This window comes from Moorena sp. SIO4G3, assembly GCF_010692305.1.
In the GTDB taxonomy this organism is placed as follows: Bacteria; Cyanobacteriota; Cyanobacteriia; order Cyanobacteriales; family Coleofasciculaceae; genus Moorena; species Moorena producens_A.
Genome location: NZ_JAAHIG010000071.1, coordinates 12713 through 30895 on the forward strand (window position 1 = coordinate 12713; position 18183 = coordinate 30895).

At 43.6% G+C, this 18183-nt stretch carries 18 protein-coding genes; 6 read left to right on the forward strand and 12 right to left on the reverse strand.

What is annotated here, in order from left to right; genetic code table 11:
* Nucleotides 1–504 precede the first annotated feature (504 nt).
* The gene (gene aroC, locus F6J99_RS15100; RefSeq protein ID WP_293113639.1) at nucleotides 505–1599 is read left to right on the forward strand and encodes a chorismate synthase; all 1095 of its coding nucleotides are present in this window, start codon (nucleotides 505–507) and stop codon (nucleotides 1597–1599) included.
* Nucleotides 1600–1606: 7 nt separating this feature from the next.
* Nucleotides 1607–2458 carry an MBL fold metallo-hydrolase gene (locus tag F6J99_RS15105; protein ID WP_293113640.1) on the forward strand — a complete coding sequence of 284 codons (852 nt, stop codon included), beginning with the start codon at nucleotides 1607–1609 and terminating at the stop codon, nucleotides 2456–2458.
* Between the two features lie 52 nt (nucleotides 2459–2510).
* On the opposite strand, the gene F6J99_RS15110 is transcribed toward F6J99_RS15105, so the two are convergent.
* Together F6J99_RS15110 and F6J99_RS15115 are read right to left on the reverse strand one after the other, a co-directional pair.
* On the reverse strand, nucleotides 2511–2678 hold the full coding sequence (locus F6J99_RS15110; RefSeq protein WP_293113641.1) for a hypothetical protein: 168 nt from the start codon (nucleotides 2676–2678) through the stop codon (nucleotides 2511–2513).
* Between the two features lie 42 nt (nucleotides 2679–2720).
* Nucleotides 2721–3038: a hypothetical protein gene (locus F6J99_RS15115; RefSeq protein WP_293113642.1), complete on the reverse strand. Its 318-nt coding sequence runs from the start codon at nucleotides 3036–3038 to the stop codon at nucleotides 2721–2723.
* A 62-nt stretch (nucleotides 3039–3100) separates the two neighbouring features.
* Between F6J99_RS15115 and F6J99_RS15120 the strand changes: the two genes are divergently transcribed.
* Nucleotides 3101–3268 carry a hypothetical protein gene (locus F6J99_RS15120; protein WP_293113643.1) on the forward strand — a complete coding sequence of 56 codons (168 nt, stop codon included), beginning with the start codon at nucleotides 3101–3103 and terminating at the stop codon, nucleotides 3266–3268.
* A gap of 48 nt (nucleotides 3269–3316) precedes the next feature.
* On the opposite strand, the gene F6J99_RS15125 is transcribed toward F6J99_RS15120, so the two are convergent.
* Together F6J99_RS15125 and tnpA are read right to left on the reverse strand one after the other, a co-directional pair.
* Nucleotides 3317–3658 carry a phosphodiester glycosidase family protein gene (locus F6J99_RS15125; RefSeq protein ID WP_293113644.1) on the reverse strand — a complete coding sequence of 114 codons (342 nt, stop codon included), beginning with the start codon at nucleotides 3656–3658 and terminating at the stop codon, nucleotides 3317–3319.
* A gap of 1 nt (nucleotide 3659) precedes the next feature.
* The gene (gene tnpA, locus F6J99_RS15130) at nucleotides 3660–4172 is read right to left on the reverse strand and encodes an IS200/IS605 family transposase (protein WP_293113645.1); all 513 of its coding nucleotides are present in this window, start codon (nucleotides 4170–4172) and stop codon (nucleotides 3660–3662) included.
* Nucleotides 4173–4200: 28 nt separating this feature from the next.
* On the opposite strand from tnpA, the gene F6J99_RS15135 reads away from it, so the two are divergent.
* A complete protein-coding gene (locus tag F6J99_RS15135; protein WP_293113646.1) occupies nucleotides 4201–5556 on the forward strand; it encodes a transposase in 1356 nt (451 codons plus the stop codon).
* On the opposite strand, the gene F6J99_RS15140 is transcribed toward F6J99_RS15135, so the two are convergent.
* Together F6J99_RS15140 and F6J99_RS15145 are read right to left on the reverse strand one after the other, a co-directional pair.
* On the reverse strand, nucleotides 5544–6128 hold the full coding sequence (locus tag F6J99_RS15140; protein ID WP_293113647.1) for a hypothetical protein: 585 nt from the start codon (nucleotides 6126–6128) through the stop codon (nucleotides 5544–5546). The two genes, F6J99_RS15135 and F6J99_RS15140, sit on opposite strands and share 13 nt — an antisense overlap.
* A 258-nt stretch (nucleotides 6129–6386) precedes the next feature.
* The gene (locus tag F6J99_RS15145; RefSeq protein WP_293113648.1) at nucleotides 6387–7295 is read right to left on the reverse strand and encodes a phosphodiester glycosidase family protein; all 909 of its coding nucleotides are present in this window, start codon (nucleotides 7293–7295) and stop codon (nucleotides 6387–6389) included.
* Between the two features lie 143 nt (nucleotides 7296–7438).
* Between F6J99_RS15145 and F6J99_RS15150 the strand changes: the two genes are divergently transcribed.
* Entirely contained in the window at nucleotides 7439–9544 is a 2106-nt protein-coding gene (locus F6J99_RS15150) for a TIGR00300 family protein (RefSeq protein ID WP_293113649.1), read from the forward strand.
* 487 nt (nucleotides 9545–10031) lie between these two features.
* On the opposite strand, the gene F6J99_RS15155 is transcribed toward F6J99_RS15150, so the two are convergent.
* The 4 genes from F6J99_RS15155 to F6J99_RS15170 all read right to left on the reverse strand — a co-directional run bounded on the left by F6J99_RS15155 (nucleotide 10032) and on the right by F6J99_RS15170 (nucleotide 14502).
* Nucleotides 10032–10268, reverse strand: a complete 237-nt coding sequence (locus F6J99_RS15155) for a hypothetical protein (RefSeq protein WP_070395824.1) — start codon at nucleotides 10266–10268, stop codon at nucleotides 10032–10034.
* Between the two features lie 500 nt (nucleotides 10269–10768).
* Nucleotides 10769–10972, reverse strand: a complete 204-nt coding sequence (locus tag F6J99_RS15160; RefSeq protein WP_070395823.1) for an NblA/ycf18 family protein — start codon at nucleotides 10970–10972, stop codon at nucleotides 10769–10771.
* A 584-nt stretch (nucleotides 10973–11556) separates the two neighbouring features.
* Nucleotides 11557–12315, reverse strand: a complete 759-nt coding sequence (locus F6J99_RS15165; RefSeq protein ID WP_083305685.1) for a methyltransferase domain-containing protein — start codon at nucleotides 12313–12315, stop codon at nucleotides 11557–11559.
* Between the two features lie 411 nt (nucleotides 12316–12726).
* Nucleotides 12727–14502 carry an N-acetylmuramoyl-L-alanine amidase gene (locus tag F6J99_RS15170; RefSeq protein WP_293113650.1) on the reverse strand — a complete coding sequence of 592 codons (1776 nt, stop codon included), beginning with the start codon at nucleotides 14500–14502 and terminating at the stop codon, nucleotides 12727–12729.
* An 865-nt stretch (nucleotides 14503–15367) separates the two neighbouring features.
* On the opposite strand from F6J99_RS15170, the gene F6J99_RS15175 reads away from it, so the two are divergent.
* Complete coding sequence (locus F6J99_RS15175; protein ID WP_293113651.1) at nucleotides 15368–17110, forward strand: SulP family inorganic anion transporter; 1743 nt, start codon at nucleotides 15368–15370, stop codon at nucleotides 17108–17110.
* Between the two features lie 259 nt (nucleotides 17111–17369).
* On the opposite strand, the gene F6J99_RS15180 is transcribed toward F6J99_RS15175, so the two are convergent.
* Together F6J99_RS15180 and F6J99_RS15185 are read right to left on the reverse strand one after the other, a co-directional pair.
* Entirely contained in the window at nucleotides 17370–17915 is a 546-nt protein-coding gene (locus F6J99_RS15180; protein ID WP_293113652.1) for a pyridoxamine 5'-phosphate oxidase family protein, read from the reverse strand.
* A gap of 21 nt (nucleotides 17916–17936) precedes the next feature.
* The coding region (locus F6J99_RS15185; RefSeq protein WP_293113653.1) for a hypothetical protein at nucleotides 17937–18183 on the reverse strand (247 nt) is incomplete at its 5' end.

An 18183-nucleotide genomic window follows, 5' to 3' on the forward strand; every position in this document is an offset into this window, starting at 1 on the left:
TTAAAATCAAAGCAAATGTTTACTTAACTAATCTTAATTATTATAAATAATATCACGGAAATGATTAGAAAAATTATTAGTAAAATCCTTAGGTAAATTATTAGGTTGGAATCCAACAGGACTTAAGCTGCCAACCGGTTTTACGAAGTAATAAGATAATTAAGTGTATAAGCATTCAGCCGTCAGTGGTCAGTGGTCAGTGGTCAGCTGATAGCGTTTATCATAGCTATGAGGTACACATTATTTTTTACCTCTCCCCACTTCTAAATTAATTGCTACCTGCTCCGAAGTCCCTGCTCCGAAGTCCCTAAAACCCAAATATTTGTACCTCATGGGTATAATAATTGCTAGAGTTTATTTAAAAACACCTAAAGTAGGGTGGCACAGTCTTCGACGCATCGGACCTAAGCCATAAGCACCTCAAGTAGCGTATGCATAAGCTGATAGCTGATAGCTGATAGCTTAAGTAAGTACTACCATTAGAGGACTAATAGAGCACTAACTATGGGCAATACCTTTGGACATCTGTTTCGAATCACTACATTTGGAGAATCCCACGGGGGTGGGGTTGGGGTAGTCATTGATGGCTGTCCACCGCGAGTGGAAATTTCTGCGGCAGAAATTCAGGTAGAACTAGACCGCAGGCGTCCAGGTCAGAGTAAGATTACTACTCCTCGGAAAGAAACTGATACCTGTGAAATTGTTTCGGGACTATTTGAGGGCAAAACCCTGGGCACACCAATTATGATTATGGTGCGCAATAAAGACACTAGGCCCCAAGACTATAGCGAGATGCAAAAGACCTATCGGCCTTCCCATGCTGATGCTACCTATGATGCTAAGTATGGCATTCGTAACTGGCAGGGGGGAGGACGTTCTTCAGCCCGGGAAACTATCGGGCGAGTGGCAGCGGGTGCGATCGCAAAAAAAATTCTCCAGCAAGGTGCTGGTGTAGAAATCATTGGCTACGTCAAGCGTATCAAAACCTTAGAAGCTATCGTAGACTCCAACACCGTCACTCAAGACCAGGTAGAAAGTAATATTGTTCGTTGCCCTGATGGGGAATGTGCTGAACGGATGATTGAACTTATTGAAGAAACTGGACGTAGCGGTGATTCCATTGGGGGTGTAGTAGAATGTGTGGCTCGCCATATACCCAAAGGATTGGGAGAGCCAGTGTTTGATAAGCTAGAAGCCGATTTAGCCAAAGGGGTGATGTCCCTACCAGCTAGTAAAGGTTTCGAGATTGGCTCTGGCTTTGGGGGCACTGTACTTACCGGCAGTGAGCATAATGATGAATTTTACACAGACGAAACCGGTGCAGTGCGTACGGTTACCAATCGCTCCGGTGGCGTTCAAGGTGGCATTAGTAATGGCGAGACTATTATTATTAGAGTAGCGTTTAAACCCACTGCTACCATCCGCAAAGAACAACGTACTGTCACCAGTACTGGTGAAGAAACCATTCTAGCTGCTAAAGGACGTCACGACCCTTGTGTTTTACCTAGGGCCGTACCTATGGTAGAAGCAATGGTTGCTTTGGTATTGTGCGATCACCTGTTGCGTCATCAGGGTCAGTGCGGTACTTTGAAGCATTAACTTAGCAATGACAACAAGCACTTCCTCCCAGTTTTCGGTTAAATTTTGGGGAGTCCGAGGCAGTATACCTAGCCCTGGACAGGACACAATTCAATATGGCGGCAATACGTCTTGTGTAGAGATGCAAGTGGCTGGGTTACGCCTGATTTTCGATGGTGGTACTGGCTTGCGGTTGCTGGGAAAAAGCCTTAAGCAGCAGTTACCCATTGAAGCTTATTGGTTTTTTACTCACTACCACTGGGATCATATTCAAGGCGTGCCATTTTTCATTCCAGTCTTTGTGGAAGGGAACATTTTACATATTTATGGCGCAGCTCCCCCTGGGGAGTGCATGGAGAAACACTTCAAGGAGCGGGTGTTACACTTGAATGCTCCAGTTCCTACTAGGAGAGTAGAGGCAGAATTGAAGTTTTATGACTTAGAATTAGGTCACAATACTGTCGCCATAGATGATATTACCATAGAAACTGCTCCTTTGAATCATCCTAATGGTGCTATTGGCTATCGCGTAAGCTGGCAAGGGCATTCCGTGTGCTACTGCACCGATACAGAACATTTTTCCGACCGCCTTGATCAAAATGTGGTGTATCTAGCCCGTGATGCTGATATGTTAATCTACGATGCTATGTATACCGATGAAGAATACCACAACCCCAAATCTTCCAAAGTAGGTTGGGGCCATTCCACCTGGCAGGAAGGGGTCAAGCTGGTAAAAGCTGCTGGTGTTAAGAAACTGGCTATCTTCCACCACGAACCCAATCACTGTGATGATTTTCTCGATAACCTAGCGGTGGAAGTCAAAGAAGTGTTTGATGGCGCGTTTATAGTCAAAGAAGGGATGAGTGTTACGGTCAAGTAATAGTGGAGGGTTGAGGTTGAAGGTTGAATATTTAAGGTTGAAGGTTGAATGTTTAAGGTTGAATGTTTAATGTTAAAAGTTGAATATTGAAGGTTGAAAGTTGTTCGCCTTTGGCCTTCGGTGAAGGGTAGGTTGTTTCGGTAGCGTGGTTTTTTTGCCAAGGTTTACTGTTGATAATATGTTCATAGTCAACATTATTGATGATTAAACCTCTCCACACCTAAATTCTTAACCCTTCACCCTGCGTCGATACCCTTTGACCTTAATTCAAGTCCAGACTTTCCAACTCCGACTGGAAGTCTGCTACAAAGGCTTCAGTATCATCGAGTTTCATATCGTTCAAAGCTTCCCACTCTGCATCGGTATAGTTGGCATCGCTCCCAATAACATCCATCGTCCAAGAGTAAATGTTGCTAGGATCTTCGAGAAGTTCTACAGCAAATTCACGGGCACTTTTGCTGATACTCGGATCTGCCTTAGCTGCTAAGCAAAGGTTTAACAGTTTACCCAAAGGCGTATCTGGGGTTACTGACATTAATAAAGTCATGGTGTCTTCCAGGAGCTTTTTTTTGTCTACCATGCTTGAGTACTCGTGACAGTTAATTTCCGAGTTAGATATTATAGTGCTTTGGTGGAAAGCTGTTGATCATAATAAACATTTTTTTGTTTTATTTATGCTATAGAGTTTATCATAGCTATGAGGTACACATTATTTTTTCCCTCTTCCCTCTCTTCCCCTCCTGGGAGGGGTTAGGGGTGGGTTCCTGCTCCCTGCTCCCTGCTCCCTGCTCCCTGCTCCCTGCTCCCTAAAACCCAGAGATTTGTACCTCATGGGTATAAGACTTGCTATATATCCACCTATTCCCTGTTCAACACCTCTACCGGCAAAGCATAGATGCCCAAATGGTTAGCAATTGCCCGTTGTCGGGTAGGAATACGGGACTGAATCGGTGAATTTAATACCTGTAACTTATTTTTATTATTTGCTACTACCAGAGTAGTTGAACCACCGCCATCCAAATTTAGAGCGCTATCGGCTCCTAATTCTTGAATAATAGTAGTCAATTCAGCCAAAGTAACCCCCTCGCTGTAAAACCGCTGGCGACCATCAACAATAATTAACCACAAGGTCTTGCCTGATTTATCAATAGCGACAGCAGTGCGGGGATACAATAGTTTTTCATCTGTACTATCTCCCAACCTAAACAGGCAAGGGGTCTCCCGTTATACCCGGAGGGTTAGCGGGAGACGGGGCGTATAAAGTGCGGACGCAGGTTCCGCACACAGCCCCTTGGGAATTGCCTGACGGGGTATCTTGGTTTTGGACATAACTTTTTAATTGCTCGATAGTAACTCCGCCACAGGAAGCCACAAAATAAGAACCTGTCCAGAAGACTTTTTTGTCTCCGTAAAACCGTTTTAAGTGCTCAGGAAATTCTTGGCGAATCAATCTACTAGTCACAGTTTTGATATTGGCTATTAACTTGACCGGGGCAATCCTAGGATTAAGGTCAATAATTAGGTGGATATGATCACTCTCTCCATTAAATTCCACCAGGTTACACTCCCATTTAACGCAAGTGTCAGAGCAGATTTGTCTCAGCCTGATCAAGATTTGGTGTGATATGGCCTTTCGTCTGTATTTCGTTACTAATACAACATGTACAGTAAGACGGTAAACCGACCTGTTTTGTTTTGTGTAGTTACCTTTCATTTTATGCAATAAGTGCTACAATAAATTTATGATACTCACTTACTGCCACCGAATTAAGCCAAGCCCCGAACAGATCGCCATCATGGAAAGGTGGCTTGAACTTTTGCGTCGTCATTGGAACTACGCCCTGGGGCAACGCTTGGATTGGCTTCGTCGGACTCGTTGTCCGATTGATAGGTGTAGCGTGAGTTATGAGCCAATTGGTGAAATTCCAGAACTGGTAAACTACTACACTCAACAGGCAGCGCTCAAGGAAACTAAGCGGCTATTTCCTGAGTACAAAAAAATTTACGCAGAGACTCAACAAGTTAATTTACAACGTCTCAACAAGGCTTGGGATAAGTGGCGAAAGCCTGATGCCAGTGGCAAGCGTGGGGGTAGACCTAGGTTCAAAAAATCTGGAGAACTTCGATCGCGCAGCGTGACCTTTGGTCAATCGTTTGTTTTTCCTAGAGTCAACAGTTCCAAAGCAGGAGCACATCTGGTTGATGGTATTTTAAAACTGAGTCGGATTGGGTCAATTCCTGTTGTAATGCATCGCCCATTGCCTAAAGGATTTACCCTTAAGCAATGCACCGTAGTCAAAAAAGCTGATGGGTGGTATTGTTGTATCTCAATGAAGGATGATACTGTACCCGAGATTTTACCAGTGGACTCAATTAAGTCTGCTGTTGGGATTGATGTTGGATTGGAGAAATTTCTAACTACATCAGATGGGGAAGCGGTGCCTATTCCACAATTTTATAGAAAGGCTCAGGGCAAGCTGGCTCAGGCGCAAAAAGTAATGTCGCGCCGCGTTAAGGGTTCTAAAAACTGGAAAAAAGCTAAACATAAAGTAGCTTTGTTACACCTCCATCTAACCCGATGCCGAAAGGAATTTCACTATCAGGTTGCTCATTGGTTGTGCAACAAATACGACTTAATTGCTCACGAAAATTTAAATATCAAAGGACTCGCTCGAACTAAGTTAGCAAAATCAATACATGATGCAGCCTGGGGAGCATTCTTGGAAACATTGCAAGCAGTGGCGGTAAAACGCGGCTTGTTAGTTCAAGAAGTTAACCCGCGTGGCACAAGCATTGAGTGTTTTAATTGTGGTTCTAGAGTCGAAAAAACTTTAAGCGATTCGGCGAAGCCGACGCTGCGCGAACGCGTTCATTGCTGTTCTAGCTGTAACGTCAAAATTGATTCGGCGAAGCCGACGCTGCGCGAACGTGACTGGAATAGCGGGATCAACATTTTAAATCGTGGATTATTGGCGGTTGGACTGTCGCTTAATGGCTGTGGTAAATCGGTACAGGATATCGTTCGCGTAGCGGAGGCCGTAGGCCAGGAGCAGCAAGTCTCATTCGTGAGATTGAGAAGCCCACATCATAATCTTTGATTTGATGTGGGAGTAGTCACTACTGCTGGCTTCCCTTCCTTTAGTAAAATTTCTCTACCCGCCAATCCCTCAGATGTGCCTAGAGGACAACGGTTTTCATAGATTTGAGCTTGGAGAAGCTTTGAAATACAAAGTACCGAATAATTTTTTGATTTTGGTGGAGCATAGGATTTCCCCTCAGAGATAACTTGCCCTTCTACTTTGACCGGATCACCAGGTTTAGGATAGGAGTCCGGTGGATACTCCCGAAAAGGATAAAAGAAACTACCGTTGATAGCTAATTGTAACTTAAACTCCCGCACAAATTCCGAAGTAGTCCGGGCAGCAAATTCGTTTTTATTGATGGTATTTCCTGGTGTTACTAATAGTTTAATTCCTGGTGCGGTTAGGTCTATGGTAACAGTATGTACCATCAACGGACGGGGAGATTTGCGAGCATCTCTTTGATACAAAATGCCTGGGAAAAGTTGTTGCTGCTTGTCGGTAGGAAGTGGACGCTTGAGCAGCAATCCGCCATAGATCAAAACTGGCACGCTCACAATGCTCACAATACTGATGCTGGTGGTAAGCATAATTCGCTTAACTCTAGTTATATTTAATTTTTTCATGCTCTAAGCTATACCAAAGGGAACAGGGAACAGCGGATCTGGGAACAAAAATTATCACAATTCATTTAGGCTTGGTATATTGTGCATTTAAACTGTATTATATTAATGGGGTTTATTAACTACTATAGTTTGGTATAAAATAGCTATAAAAATCATCAATTAATGGTGATAGTTTTTACCCTACTCCCTACTCCCTACTCCCTACTCCCTACTCCCTATTCCCTACTCCCTGTTATCTACCGGCAAAGCATAAATTCCCAGATGGTTGGCAACTGGACGTTGGCGGGTAGGAATACGGGTCTGAATCGGTGAATTTAATACCCGTAACTTAGTCTTATTTGCTATTACGAGAGTGGTGGAACCACCCCCATCCAAATTTAGGGCGCTATCGGCTCCTAATTCTTTAATAATCTTAGTCAACTCAGCCAAACTAACTCCCTCGCTGTAAAATTGTTGGCGACCATCAACAATAATTAACCACAAAGTTTTGCCTGATTTATCAATAGCGACAGCAGTGCGGGGAGAGAATAGGTTCTCACCTCCACGACCTCCCAATACTGCTGGCTTTCCTTCTTTTAGTAAAATTTCTCTACCGGCTAGTCCCTCAGATGTACCTATAGGACAACGGTTTTGATAAATTTGAGCGCGGAGAAACTTTGAAATACAAAGCACTGAGGAAGTTGCTTTTGGAGGAGCATAGGATTTCCCCTCAGAGATAACTTGCCCTTGTACTATGACCGGATCACTAGGTTTAGGATAGGAGTTCGGTGGATACTGGCGAAAAGGATAAAAAAAACTACCATTAATAGCTAATTGTAAGTTAAACTCCTGCACAAATTCCGAAGTAGTCCGGGCAGCAAATTCATTTTTATCGACTTTATTTCCTGGTGTTACTAACAGTTTAATTCCTGGTGCGGTTAGGTCTATGGTAACAGTATGTACCATCAGCGGACGGGGTGAGTTGCGAGCATCTCTTTGATACACAATGCCTTGGAAAAGTTGTTGCTGCTTGTCGGTGGGAAGCGGACGCTTGACCAGCAATCCGCCATAGAACAAAACTGGGACACTCACAATACTGATGCTGGTGGTAAGCAGAATTCGCTTCAGTCTAGTTATAAATATTTTTTTCATGGTATAATTAAGGGTTAGCCTTTATATATAAGACCAATCCACCAACTTAACCTACTCCCCTGTCAATGGCAAATTGTCGTGACATTGGTTTAATTGCTGACTTACCTTGGTCGTGTAGGTATCTACCAGATCAGAAATCGACTATGACAGAATCAATTCGCTTCCTCATGTGTCCCCCTGACCACTACGATGTGGATTATGTGATTAATCCTTGGATGGAAGGAAATATTCACAAGTCATCAAGGGATCGCGCTGTAGAACAGTGGCAAAAACTGCACTATGTCATCAAAGAGCATGCCCTAGTCGATTTAGTTTCTCCTCAATCCGGTTGGCCAGATATGGTATTTACAGCCAATGCTGGATTAGTCTTGGGCAAGAATGTAGTGCTTAGCCGCTTCCTCCACAAAGAGCGCCAGGGAGAAGAACCTTATTTCAAGCAATGGTTTAATGACAATGGCTACACTGTTTATGAACTTCCTCAAGACTTACCCTTTGAAGGAGCTGGGGATGCTCTGCTAGACCGGGAAGGGCGTTGGCTATGGGCTGGCTATGGCTTCCGCTCAGAACTTGATTCCCATCCATACCTTGCTAAATGGCTAGATATTGAAGTTGTGTCCCTGCGCCTAATGGATCAACGTTTCTATCACTTGGACACTTGCTTCTGTCCCCTGAGTGGTGGCTATTTACTCTACTATCCCCCAGCATTTGATTCCTATTCCAACCGCTTAATCGAAATGCGGGTAGCACCGGAAAAACGAATTGCCATTGAGGAAGCTGATGCAGTGAACTTTGCTTGCAATGCGGTCAATATTGATCAACTTGTAGTGATGAACAAAGTTAGCGATCGCCTTAAAGATCGGCTTGGTCAAGCTGGGTTTGAGGTGATTGAAACCCCCTTGACGGAATTTCTCAAAGCTGGTGGTGCTGCTAAATGCCTAACCTTACGGGTAACTGAACCAGTCCGCAGTGAAATCCATGGCAATCAACCGGTTGAAAGCCGCATTATTCGTTTGGAAGGTCATTTGCTTGATTCTGGTATCATCAGCCGTGCCTTGGATTTAATTGTAGGAGGTGGGGGTAGCTTCCAGGTACTTAACTTCGACCTAGGAACACAGCGGCAAAGCACCTCTAATGCTGAACTGAAAGTCTCTGCACCAGATCATGAGGTGATGGCAGAGATTATGACCAAGCTAATTGATCTAGGAGCTGTCACTCCTGCCCAAGAGGTGTGTGATGCTAACTTGGAACCTGTGACTCAAGCAGGGGTTGCTCCTGATGACTTTTATGTTACTACCATTTATCCGACGGAAGTACGGGTTAATTGTGAGTGGGTGAAGGTACAACATCAACGCATGGATGGTGCGATCGCAATAACTGAAACCCCAGATGGTGTGATAGCTCGTTGTAAAGTGCTGCGGGATTTGGAAGTTGGAGAGCAGGTGATCGTGGGAGTAGAAGGAATCCGCACGGTGCGCAAAACTCAATCCCGTGAACAACGCAATCAGCAGGAATTTAGTTTTATGGCATCTGGGGTCTCTAGTGAGCGCCGGGTAGAATTAGTAGTCGAACAAATTGCTTGGGAGCTGCGCCAAATCCGGGACCAAGGGGGCAGAGTAGTAGTGACAGCAGGACCTGTGGTAATTCACACTGGCGGTAGTGAACATTTATCCCGTTTGATTCGACAAGGGTATGTTCAGGCGCTGTTAGGGGGAAATGCGATCGCAGTTCATGACATCGAGCAATCCCTGATGGGAACCTCCTTGGGTGTGGATATGAAACGAGGAGTAGTTGTCCATGGTGGACACCGACACCATCTCAAAGTAATCAATGCTATCCGTCGCTGCGGTAGCATTGCCCAAGCTGTAGAACAGGGTGTATTAACTAAAGGGGTGATGTATGAGTGCATCCGCAATCACGTACCATTTGTCCTAGCCGGTTCCATCCGAGATGATGGTCCTCTGCCAGATACCCAGATGGATTTGATTAAAGCACAGGAAGAGTATGCCAAGTTATTGGAAGGGACAGATATGATCTTGATGCTGTCTACTATGCTCCATTCTATTGGCGTCGGGAATATGACTCCAGCCGGAGTGAAGATGGTCTGTGTGGATATTAACCCCGCTGTAGTGACAAAATTAAGCGATCGCGGTTCAGTAGAATCTGTTGGTGTTGTCACTGATGTCGGTTTATTCCTTAGCCTGTTAGTGCAACAGTTAGATAAGTTAACCAGTCCTTATCTACTCAAGTAATGTAAGCATTAAGCTATCAGCTATCAGCTATCAGCCTTTCGCCAAAGGCCAACGGCTGATAGCTGATTAAGTGATTAGTTTTACTTTTGAAGGTTTAAGGTTATTTCTTTGTTGGGTGCATCTCATATTTGTAAAAAAGTTGCGTAGGGTGTGTTAGGGGGGCCTCATTGTCTTGATGCAATAGCGAGTGGGGGAAACCACGGCAGTCGCTCATGGGGGGAACCCCCAAGACCGCGCTGCCTTCCCAAGACCGCGCTGCATCGCTTTCCGCTCAAGCGCCAGGGTTTAGACAGCACGCCCCGTAACGCACCACCTTGTCAAACAACAAAAATGAGATGCACCCTCTTTGTTGGCCTTTGGCGTTACCGAAGAGTAGGTCTAAGGTTATTTACTTGAAGGTTATTTTTTTAAGATTTAAGGCTATTTTTAAGCATTAAGCTGATAGCTGATTGCTGATAGCTTAATGCTTATCCAAATTCCTAAATTATTAACTTGCTTTATAATCCATAGTTTCATTGTCACTAGGAACCAAAACCCAGTCTGAGAGTCTTAGTTTCTGATAAGTTGCCCAGCCTTTAGAACCGCCAGGTACTGGGTAATCTGGCACAGCATATTGGGGAAAAGCTGTGTACGGACGCCAAGCCTCATAAGGGGAAGTCCGTAAGTGCAACATTTTTGGTTCATTGCTACCAAAGCTCGATAACCAGCACATTTGTTTTACCATGGGATACTCCTTGATTGTGAATTAGAGCTAGAGAGCCTTGGTTAACTGACCCTGTGAACAGTAAGTAGGTTAGAAATTACTCTGAATTCCTGAGTTGCTGAATTCATCGATAATTTAGCAATTCAGTTTAAATGTATTTATAGCTACCTACATGATGCACTTAATAATGTTATTATGTCTCAGTTGCCTTGACTCTAACTGCTGTGTTTATTGTTTCTTCAGTAATTTAGCTGTGGATTCCGGAGAATTGGGTTAAGCTAATCAGAATTTAATTTGCAAATTTACCGTATTAGACAAAAGTAAGCATTTAGCCGTCAGTGGTCAGTGGTCAGTGGTCAGCGGTCAGCTATCATGCTTAACATAAACCCAGGCTAGCTGCGCCTATTCGCAATAAATTAAACGAATGCTTAGCTATACAAGCTGATAGCTGATAGCTGAACGCGCACGCGTGTGCGTAGCACATAAGCTTATAGCTTACTTCCATCCCTTGCCCCCTGAGCTTACTCACTCCAAGGTGGAGGATCTCCGATTAAACTGTGCTTAACGAAATTCCTGAAATAAATTTCACGAATTGACATCTGTCTATAGAGCTCGCACAGAAGATTCTTGGCTTGGTCAAGGTCGATGTTTTGAATTTGCGTCTCAAACACCTTAAGATTGAATTCCTGTTCTAGGGAAAATTCTATTGGTTGATGTTTTTCCATGATGATTTGACTCCTATAAGTTTTCAGAAATTACCGATTCGTTAGAACCTTTTATCAAGTTAATTAGGAGTGGGTAACTTTACTCCTTAATTACTTATCACCTTGAGTTGGGATTTTTATGCAAGGATTACTCTAAAAAGGCTTTATACTAGTTATGATGGCAAATTTTAGGAAACTTTACAGTACCCCTGCGGGTACTTTGTATCCGACCAAAACCCATCCTTAACGATCACATCGGCAAAGCAACCAGAAAACGCCTCCGCGCTTCAGGGGATATCCAGAGAAACCGGAGCGCTATATCTTGAGGTAAGTAAAAATACTTACCAGTATCTCAGTTCTGATTGCTATATCGATAGTTATCGATAGTTTCAGCATAATTGCCAGACAAGAACAGAATGTCTCAGTATTGATCTCAGTTTTTTGTTCCAGTTGTTTCAGTTATATGATCTCAATAGATATATTCAAGGTAAATTGATGCCAGTTATAGAAGTTAAAACGTAACCATTCAGCAGTCAGCGGTCAGCCGTGAGCCAAGGCCATTGGCTAAGGCCATTGGCTGATAGCAGCTGAATGATTATTGATAATTAGCTTTTGTTAAAAAAACTATCAGTAAACTGTCGCAACCCAAAATACCATTTAACGACCGGGTCATTTAAGTAAGGCTGTAGAAGTCTCATTTTCGTAGATTCTTCGTAGTATGCGGTCGATGCAGCAGATTCAGAGGCAAGCAAACGATCAATTACTTCTAGTATTTCTGGGGCTTGAGAATGCTCCGCCTGAAGATAATCGATAATATTGTAACGATACCAAGGAGCGACATTAGGTATTTGTCTAAGTTTCTCGCGAATACGATCTGCGACCACAAAATTATGCTTGGTGAATAAACGGTGCCAGTAATCTCTGGAATGAAGATTGATATGTCCATGACCGCTCTGACTAGGAACTGCTGCTGAAAATACTACGATTGGCGCAACACTAGTCATCCAGCTGATTAGTATTGGAGATGTTTCAGGTTCTAGGTGTTCAGCAACTTCCAGAGAAATAGCAAGATCGAAATGCTGGTTGGAGAAACGATTAGCAATGGCTACTTCGTCATTTAGATCAAGTTTGTGAAATTCAATAGATGATTCTGAGAAATCAGGTTCCGAATAACCATCTACAGCCATCACCTGTACACCCAATCTGGCCAGCTCTCTAGTAAGATGCCCAGGACCACATCCAAATTCTGCCACACGTTTTGGTTGATAAGTTTCAACAATTGTTGACGCTATAGCTTGATAATTGGTATCGAATATTTCACTAGTAAAATATTCGGAATTGTAATCAAATGCAGCCTGAGTCATAGAATTTACTTCAAATTTATATGCGAGGTGAAACCGAGACATATCTTACATCAAACAAGTGATACTAGATAGCTCTGAAAATGGTTTTGAATTTACAGGCACTCAGTTGAGAAATTAAACAAGTTAGGGTAGCCCATATATCTATCAAGCAAATTGGCGAAGTTTATTTTACCATCAAAGCCAAAAGTCTTGAGTCCAGTAATAAAAGTTTACATTTTCAAACTATTGTTGTTGTCAACGGATGCAGTCGGCCAAAGGGGAGTCAGTGCGGTCTTGGAAACTCCCCATCTCCCCATCTCCCCATCTCCCCATCTCCCCATCTCCCCATCTCCCCATCTCCCCATCTCCCCACACTTCCCTCTGTTTCCCTCTGTTTACCTATTCCCTGTTCCCTATTCCACAAAGCGTGCATTACTCCACAGTAGCCAACCATTCAGTAATCCCATCTGCGATCGCATTAGCCAATTGCCTTTGTTCTTGGGGATTGCTAATCCATTCAAACTCTACCGGATTAATCATAAATCCCAATTCCAATAGCACTGAAGGAGCTTTGTGAGGACGGGTTAGGGCGAGATTATTCCAAAATACTCCGTAGGATGGACGCCGGAGCTTTTGGACTAAATAATTATGCAAAAACACTGATAAATCGTGGGCTTGGGTATGATACCAAAACATTCCGATCCCAGCAGTATTAATAGCATCACCATAATCGGGTAGCGCATTGTAATGGATAGAAAGGGCAATGGTTGGTTCTAGTTCGTGAATCATATCCATCCGGTCTCGTAATGACACATCCTTGTCAGTTTCCCGTGTCATATATACCGTTGCTCCCCGTTGTACCAATTCCTTTTGCAACAGTTTCGAGACTACTAAATTAACATCCTTTTCGGGATACCCATTCGGTCCGCTAGCTCCTGTTTCGGCTCCCCCATGTCCGGGATCGAGCAGTATCTTAATTCCTGCTAACTGCTGAGTGGATAGACCCAGTATTCCTCTACTGCTCAAGTTTGGTGGATGTCTCAGAGACAGAATTAGAGTAGTGCCTTCATACCTTAAGTCATACCCCCACTGCTGCTCAGATTTTAGTCGAAAATTATACTGCACCCGGTCTGGAGTCACTTGATACCAGTCTAAGCGCTTAATCACTGGGCCATCATTCAGGAAAATTGTATCCGTTTGAGCCGTTAGATTATGTAGCGTTAGGGTAAAGGTTTTATCGGACTGCTGCACACTTACTGGTACTGGTATCTCTAGGGGAAAGAGAATTTCTGTTGCTCCAGGTACCTGTCGGGAGGTGATACTGCGAATAATCGACTTCGGGGGAGTTGCACCAGGAATCACCTTGGTTTCCTTCTGGCGAATCCAAGCACCATAATCAAGACGTAACCAGTCTCCTTCTTTGCCCGTGACGGCTACTCTAGTTCCCTTTGGTAAAGGCGTTAAGCGAGAATAGTTAGTACTCGGTCCGGTGCGGGCAACCCCAGCCTCTTCTATTACCTCTATTACCTCTAACTGGTTACGAGAGAGAATTTCCACTGTACCTGTACCCCGCTGACTGACTCTCTCGCCATTGAGATTTAGTTGAAACACAGGGTTGCCAAAATTACCAGCTTGTGATAATTCAGCGCATCCCTGGTAGTTATTAATGACTGCACGAGGTGTAGGTTGGTTTTGACCAGTCAATACGGCAAAATTGGAGGGAAGTTGGGCATCTTGGGATTGAGGGAGTAAGGAAATCTGTTGATTGCCCAGGGTGACCGAAACCCTAGCACGAGGGGATGCGATCGCACCAAAACAAATCTGTTCTCCAGGTAATCTAGCAATATCTGCTGCTGGGGTCAGGGAATCTTTGGCAAATCCCAAACCTTGTGGTAACTGTGGTTCAGTAGACAGCCGGGTTACGGTAACTTGAATTTCCTGGTTTAGATAGCGCAAGGTAAACCGATTTTCTCCCAGCTGCAAAGGGAAACTAGGAGCAAAATTCCCACTTTGGCTACGGGGGATAGGTCTACCATTGACCAACACCTCTGAAGTAGGGGCTGCAGTACCAATCAAGAAAATTTTCTCTGCAGTAGTTTTATGGTCACGGGGGGGATAGGCCAGGAAAAGGGGTTGCTCAGCCGAAACAGGTAAAACAGGTAATGTAATCACAGAAGCTAGTATTGCCCAACTCAGGATTTTTTGCATGCTTTCTCGTCAACAGCAGGATAGGTTACCAGTGATTAGCCCAATCTTACCAGGAGTATCCCAATCTGATTTAACCTCAGCTCGAGATCAGCAACTATTGTCCCATTGAGTCGTGTCTGGTCAGAGACTGTCTAATCTCTGGTCAGAGTAATTGATTTTCCAGCAATTTTTCACCAGAATTTGCGAAATAATCCACCAATCCTTCTGTATACTCCCACTAACCTTGCTCAATTATTCTTTGGGGAGATGACTAGGGTAAACGTATGTTATTTTGAAATGCCTATAGGTGCGCTTTCCGTTGGCGAATTAAATTCGCCACGGGTCGCACCTCTGGATATAAGATTGATAAGATAAGTATTTTTGCTTATTAATTGTTAAATCCTTATTAATTCTTAAATCTTTGTTAGGTGTTAAATCCTTATTAATTCTTAAATCTTTGTTAGGTGCGCTTTCCGCATCTAATTATTAAATTCGCCACGGGTCGCACCTCTGCATCGCTTCTGAGTAAGGTTTCTAGAATTTAGCTCCGTTTGCCCTGGGGCGATTAGAGTCTCTGGTGCTAGTCATCCATTGATTTAATGCTAAAACTCTATCGATTAACCAAAACTCTAAACAGTTTCACCTCTGGCAGTGTAAAATTCTAGTGTAAAATTCTATGGCATCTTATATAGCAATTCTTGCTATAAGCAACTCTTGCTTCCATATACTTTAGTGTTGCCCAGGTAAATCCCGGTTTCTATATTTTGATGGCTCTACCCCTTAGATTTTCCTATACCATCATGGTAGGAATTCCAAGTTATATGGAAAGAATCAATTAGATGTGGGCCGCTTTGCAGGTATTATTCTCTCACTAAATTACCCACTCATGCAATTTGTGAATGGTTTACATTTCCGTAATTTGCGCGGTGATGTCTTTGGCGGCCTGACTGCTGCCATTGTTGCACTACCATTAGCCCTAGCCTTTGGAGTATCCTCCGGTGCTGGGGCAATTCATGGTCTTTACGGCGCTATTTTTGTCGGTCTGTTTGCCGCTCTGTTTGGCGGTACTCCCTCTCAGATTTCTGGTCCCACTGGCCCGATGACCGTAGTGATGGCAACGGTGTTTACGGCGCTAGTGTCTAAAAACCCAGAGAATGGTCTAGCCATGGCATTTACCGTTGTCATGCTAGGGGGGATATTTCAAATCTTATTTGGGGTGTTGCGGCTGGGTAAATACATTACCCTGATGCCCTACACAGTTATATCTGGCTTTATGTCAGGGATTGGTGTGATCATTCTGTTGTTACAGATTGGTCCATTTTTCGGGCATGAAAGTTCTGGCAGTGTGGTGGAATCTGTCGGCAATTTTCCTACCTTTGTGGCTAATCCCCATTTTGCCGCTACTGGTTTAGCAATCCTGACTCTGGTGATTATGTTTGGATCACCTAGGAGGCTGAATCGATTAATTCCATCCCCCCTACTAGCATTGATAGTCTGTACGTTGATATCGGTTGTCTTCTTCCCAGACCTGCCAGACAGCGAGCTCAGACGGATTGGAGAAATCCCCACAGGCTTACCCAAGCTACAGTTGCCAGTCTTTGATTTCAGGCAGCTCAAAGAGATGCTTGGCTATAGTCTAATGTTAGCCACCTTGGGAGCTATCGACTCTCTGTTAACGTCCATGGTTGCTGATAATATTACCCGTACCCAGCACGACTCTGACCGAGAATTAATTGGTCAGGGTATCGGTAATACGATTGCTGGCTTGTTTGGTGGGCTCCCTGGTGCTGGTGCTACCATGCGGACGGTAATCAATGTTAAGGCTGGTGGTCAAACCCCCCTTTCAGGCATGATTCATGCCCTAGTGCTCCTGGAAGTTGTTGTGGGGGTGGGAAGCCTGACTGAAAGTATTCCCCATGCTGTACTAGCGGGCATCTTAATTAAAGTAGGAATCGATATTATTGACTGGAGCTTTCTCAAACGAGCCCATCAAGTCTCCCTCAAGGCAGCAGCATTAATGTATTTAGTGTTATTCATGACTGTATTTGTTGACCTAATTACAGCCGTTGCCGTTGGGGTGTTCATTGCCAACCTGTTGACTGTCAAAAACCTCAGTGAGCTACAAATTAATCAAATCAAGGAAATTACTGCTCCTGATGATGGTGAAAAGAGTTTGAGCTATGAAGAAAAACAACTTCTGAAACAAGCTCGTGGTCGAATTTTCCTATTCCGTCTCGGCGGACCAATGAGCTTTGGTGCAGCCAAGGGTATCTCTCAGCGGATGGGGATGGTAGAAAAGTATGATGTCCTGATCTTAGATCTCAGCGATGTTACCTTGTTGGGAGTGACGGCTTCTTTAGCGATAGAGACTATGGTTAAGGAGGCTCGTGACAAACGTCGTGATGTGTTTATCGTAGGTGCGACTGGTAGGGTTAAGCAAAGGCTGGAAAAGTTGAAAATCCTGGAACTATTACCAGCACAAAACCGCGTTAGCGATCGCATCGAGGCATTACAGCAAGCAACTGCTTTGATTACTGGAGAGCAATCACATATCAATGGTGCTTTAGTCCAGGAAAATCCCATAGAGGTCAATAGCGTTGCCGCTAATCTAGACCAAACTAAAAAATAAGTGAGTTTGGTTATTTGTTAGAATGCAGCATGCAGAATTAAGAATGTAGAATTAAGAATGTAGAATTAAGAATGTAGAATGTATAGCAGTCCTATATGATTCGTGAAATATATTGGCGAAAGTGAACGCTAAAACCCTTGCCCAGCAATAATCCCAGATTTTGCTGATTTTACAAATGATTTAGGATTGCTATAGAATGGTGAATGGTGAATGGTGAATGCATAATTCTAAACTCTAAATTATAAATTCTACATTCTGGTTAATCTTCTAAAAGATTAGTGGGTAACCCATCTATACTCTCAATATTCTTGGCTTGCCAATAGTCGTGGATTCCCTGTTTTCCCTTCTTATTCGCCCACTTGATTAGAGTTTCCCTCTCTCCTTTTAAGTCATACAAAGGTACACCATAACCACAGGAGGTTTGGGCAGATTCTACATTCAATACAATAATCTGTCTTTCCCCTGGTAGGCTATTGAATAGGGAGTAAAATTTTTCCCATTCCTTATCCCTAGGTCGAATTACCTGACCATGACCATAAAGCCGGAGAATTAATGGCTTTTCAGTGAAGCTACAAAACATAATTGTCATTCTGCCATTTTCTAGCAAATGAGCAGATGTCTCGTTACCGCTACCGGTTAAATCTAGATACGCTACTGTTTTATTATCAATACACCGAAAGGTGTTTATCCCTTTGGGGGATAGGTTAATACGACCTTGATCGGGAGCTGTGGCTGTAAAAAATATCTTTTGCTCCTCAATAAACTCTCTTAACTCTTGATTGATTTCTGAGTAAAACTTAGCCATAGATTACACCAGATTACTCTATTAATAGTGTACCATAAAAATAACCAAAATAATAGCAAAGGGAGTAGGGAGTAGGGAGTAGGGAGTAGGGAGTAGGGAATAGGGAATAGGGAGTAGGGAATAGGGAGTAGGGAGTAGGGAATAGGGAGTAGGGAATAGGGAGTAGGGAGTAGGGAGTAGGGAATAGGCAATAGGCAAATAAAATAACCACAAAAACGCGCACGCTACGCGAACAGTTAAATACTTAACTATATATAAATAGTTATAA

Bases quoted from the DNA above. Each gene is read 5' to 3' on its own strand.
- F6J99_RS15145 (WP_293113648.1), bottom strand. From the start codon at position 7,295: ATGAAAAAAATATTTATAACTAGACTGAAGCGAATTCTGCTTACCACC.
- F6J99_RS15180 (WP_293113652.1), bottom strand. From the start codon at position 17,915: ATGGCTAAGTTTTACTCAGAAATCAATCAAGAGTTAAGAGAGTTTATT.
- F6J99_RS15155 (WP_070395824.1), bottom strand. From the start codon at position 10,268: ATGGTAAAACAAATGTGCTGGTTATCGAGCTTTGGTAGCAATGAACCA.
- F6J99_RS15140 (WP_293113647.1), bottom strand. From the start codon at position 6,128: ATGCTTACCACCAGCATCAGTATTGTGAGCATTGTGAGCGTGCCAGTT.
- F6J99_RS15175 (WP_293113651.1), top strand. From the start codon at position 15,368: ATGCAATTTGTGAATGGTTTACATTTCCGTAATTTGCGCGGTGATGTC.
- F6J99_RS15165 (WP_083305685.1), bottom strand. From the start codon at position 12,315: ATGACTCAGGCTGCATTTGATTACAATTCCGAATATTTTACTAGTGAA.
- F6J99_RS15135 (WP_293113646.1), top strand. From the start codon at position 4,201: ATGATACTCACTTACTGCCACCGAATTAAGCCAAGCCCCGAACAGATC.
- F6J99_RS15150 (WP_293113649.1), top strand. From the start codon at position 7,439: ATGACAGAATCAATTCGCTTCCTCATGTGTCCCCCTGACCACTACGAT.
- F6J99_RS15105 (WP_293113640.1), top strand. From the start codon at position 1,607: ATGACAACAAGCACTTCCTCCCAGTTTTCGGTTAAATTTTGGGGAGTC.
- F6J99_RS15115 (WP_293113642.1), bottom strand. From the start codon at position 3,038: ATGGTAGACAAAAAAAAGCTCCTGGAAGACACCATGACTTTATTAATG.
- aroC (WP_293113639.1), top strand. From the start codon at position 505: ATGGGCAATACCTTTGGACATCTGTTTCGAATCACTACATTTGGAGAA.
- tnpA (WP_293113645.1), bottom strand. From the start codon at position 4,172: ATGAAAGGTAACTACACAAAACAAAACAGGTCGGTTTACCGTCTTACT.
- F6J99_RS15170 (WP_293113650.1), bottom strand. From the start codon at position 14,502: ATGCAAAAAATCCTGAGTTGGGCAATACTAGCTTCTGTGATTACATTA.
- F6J99_RS15160 (WP_070395823.1), bottom strand. From the start codon at position 10,972: ATGGAAAAACATCAACCAATAGAATTTTCCCTAGAACAGGAATTCAAT.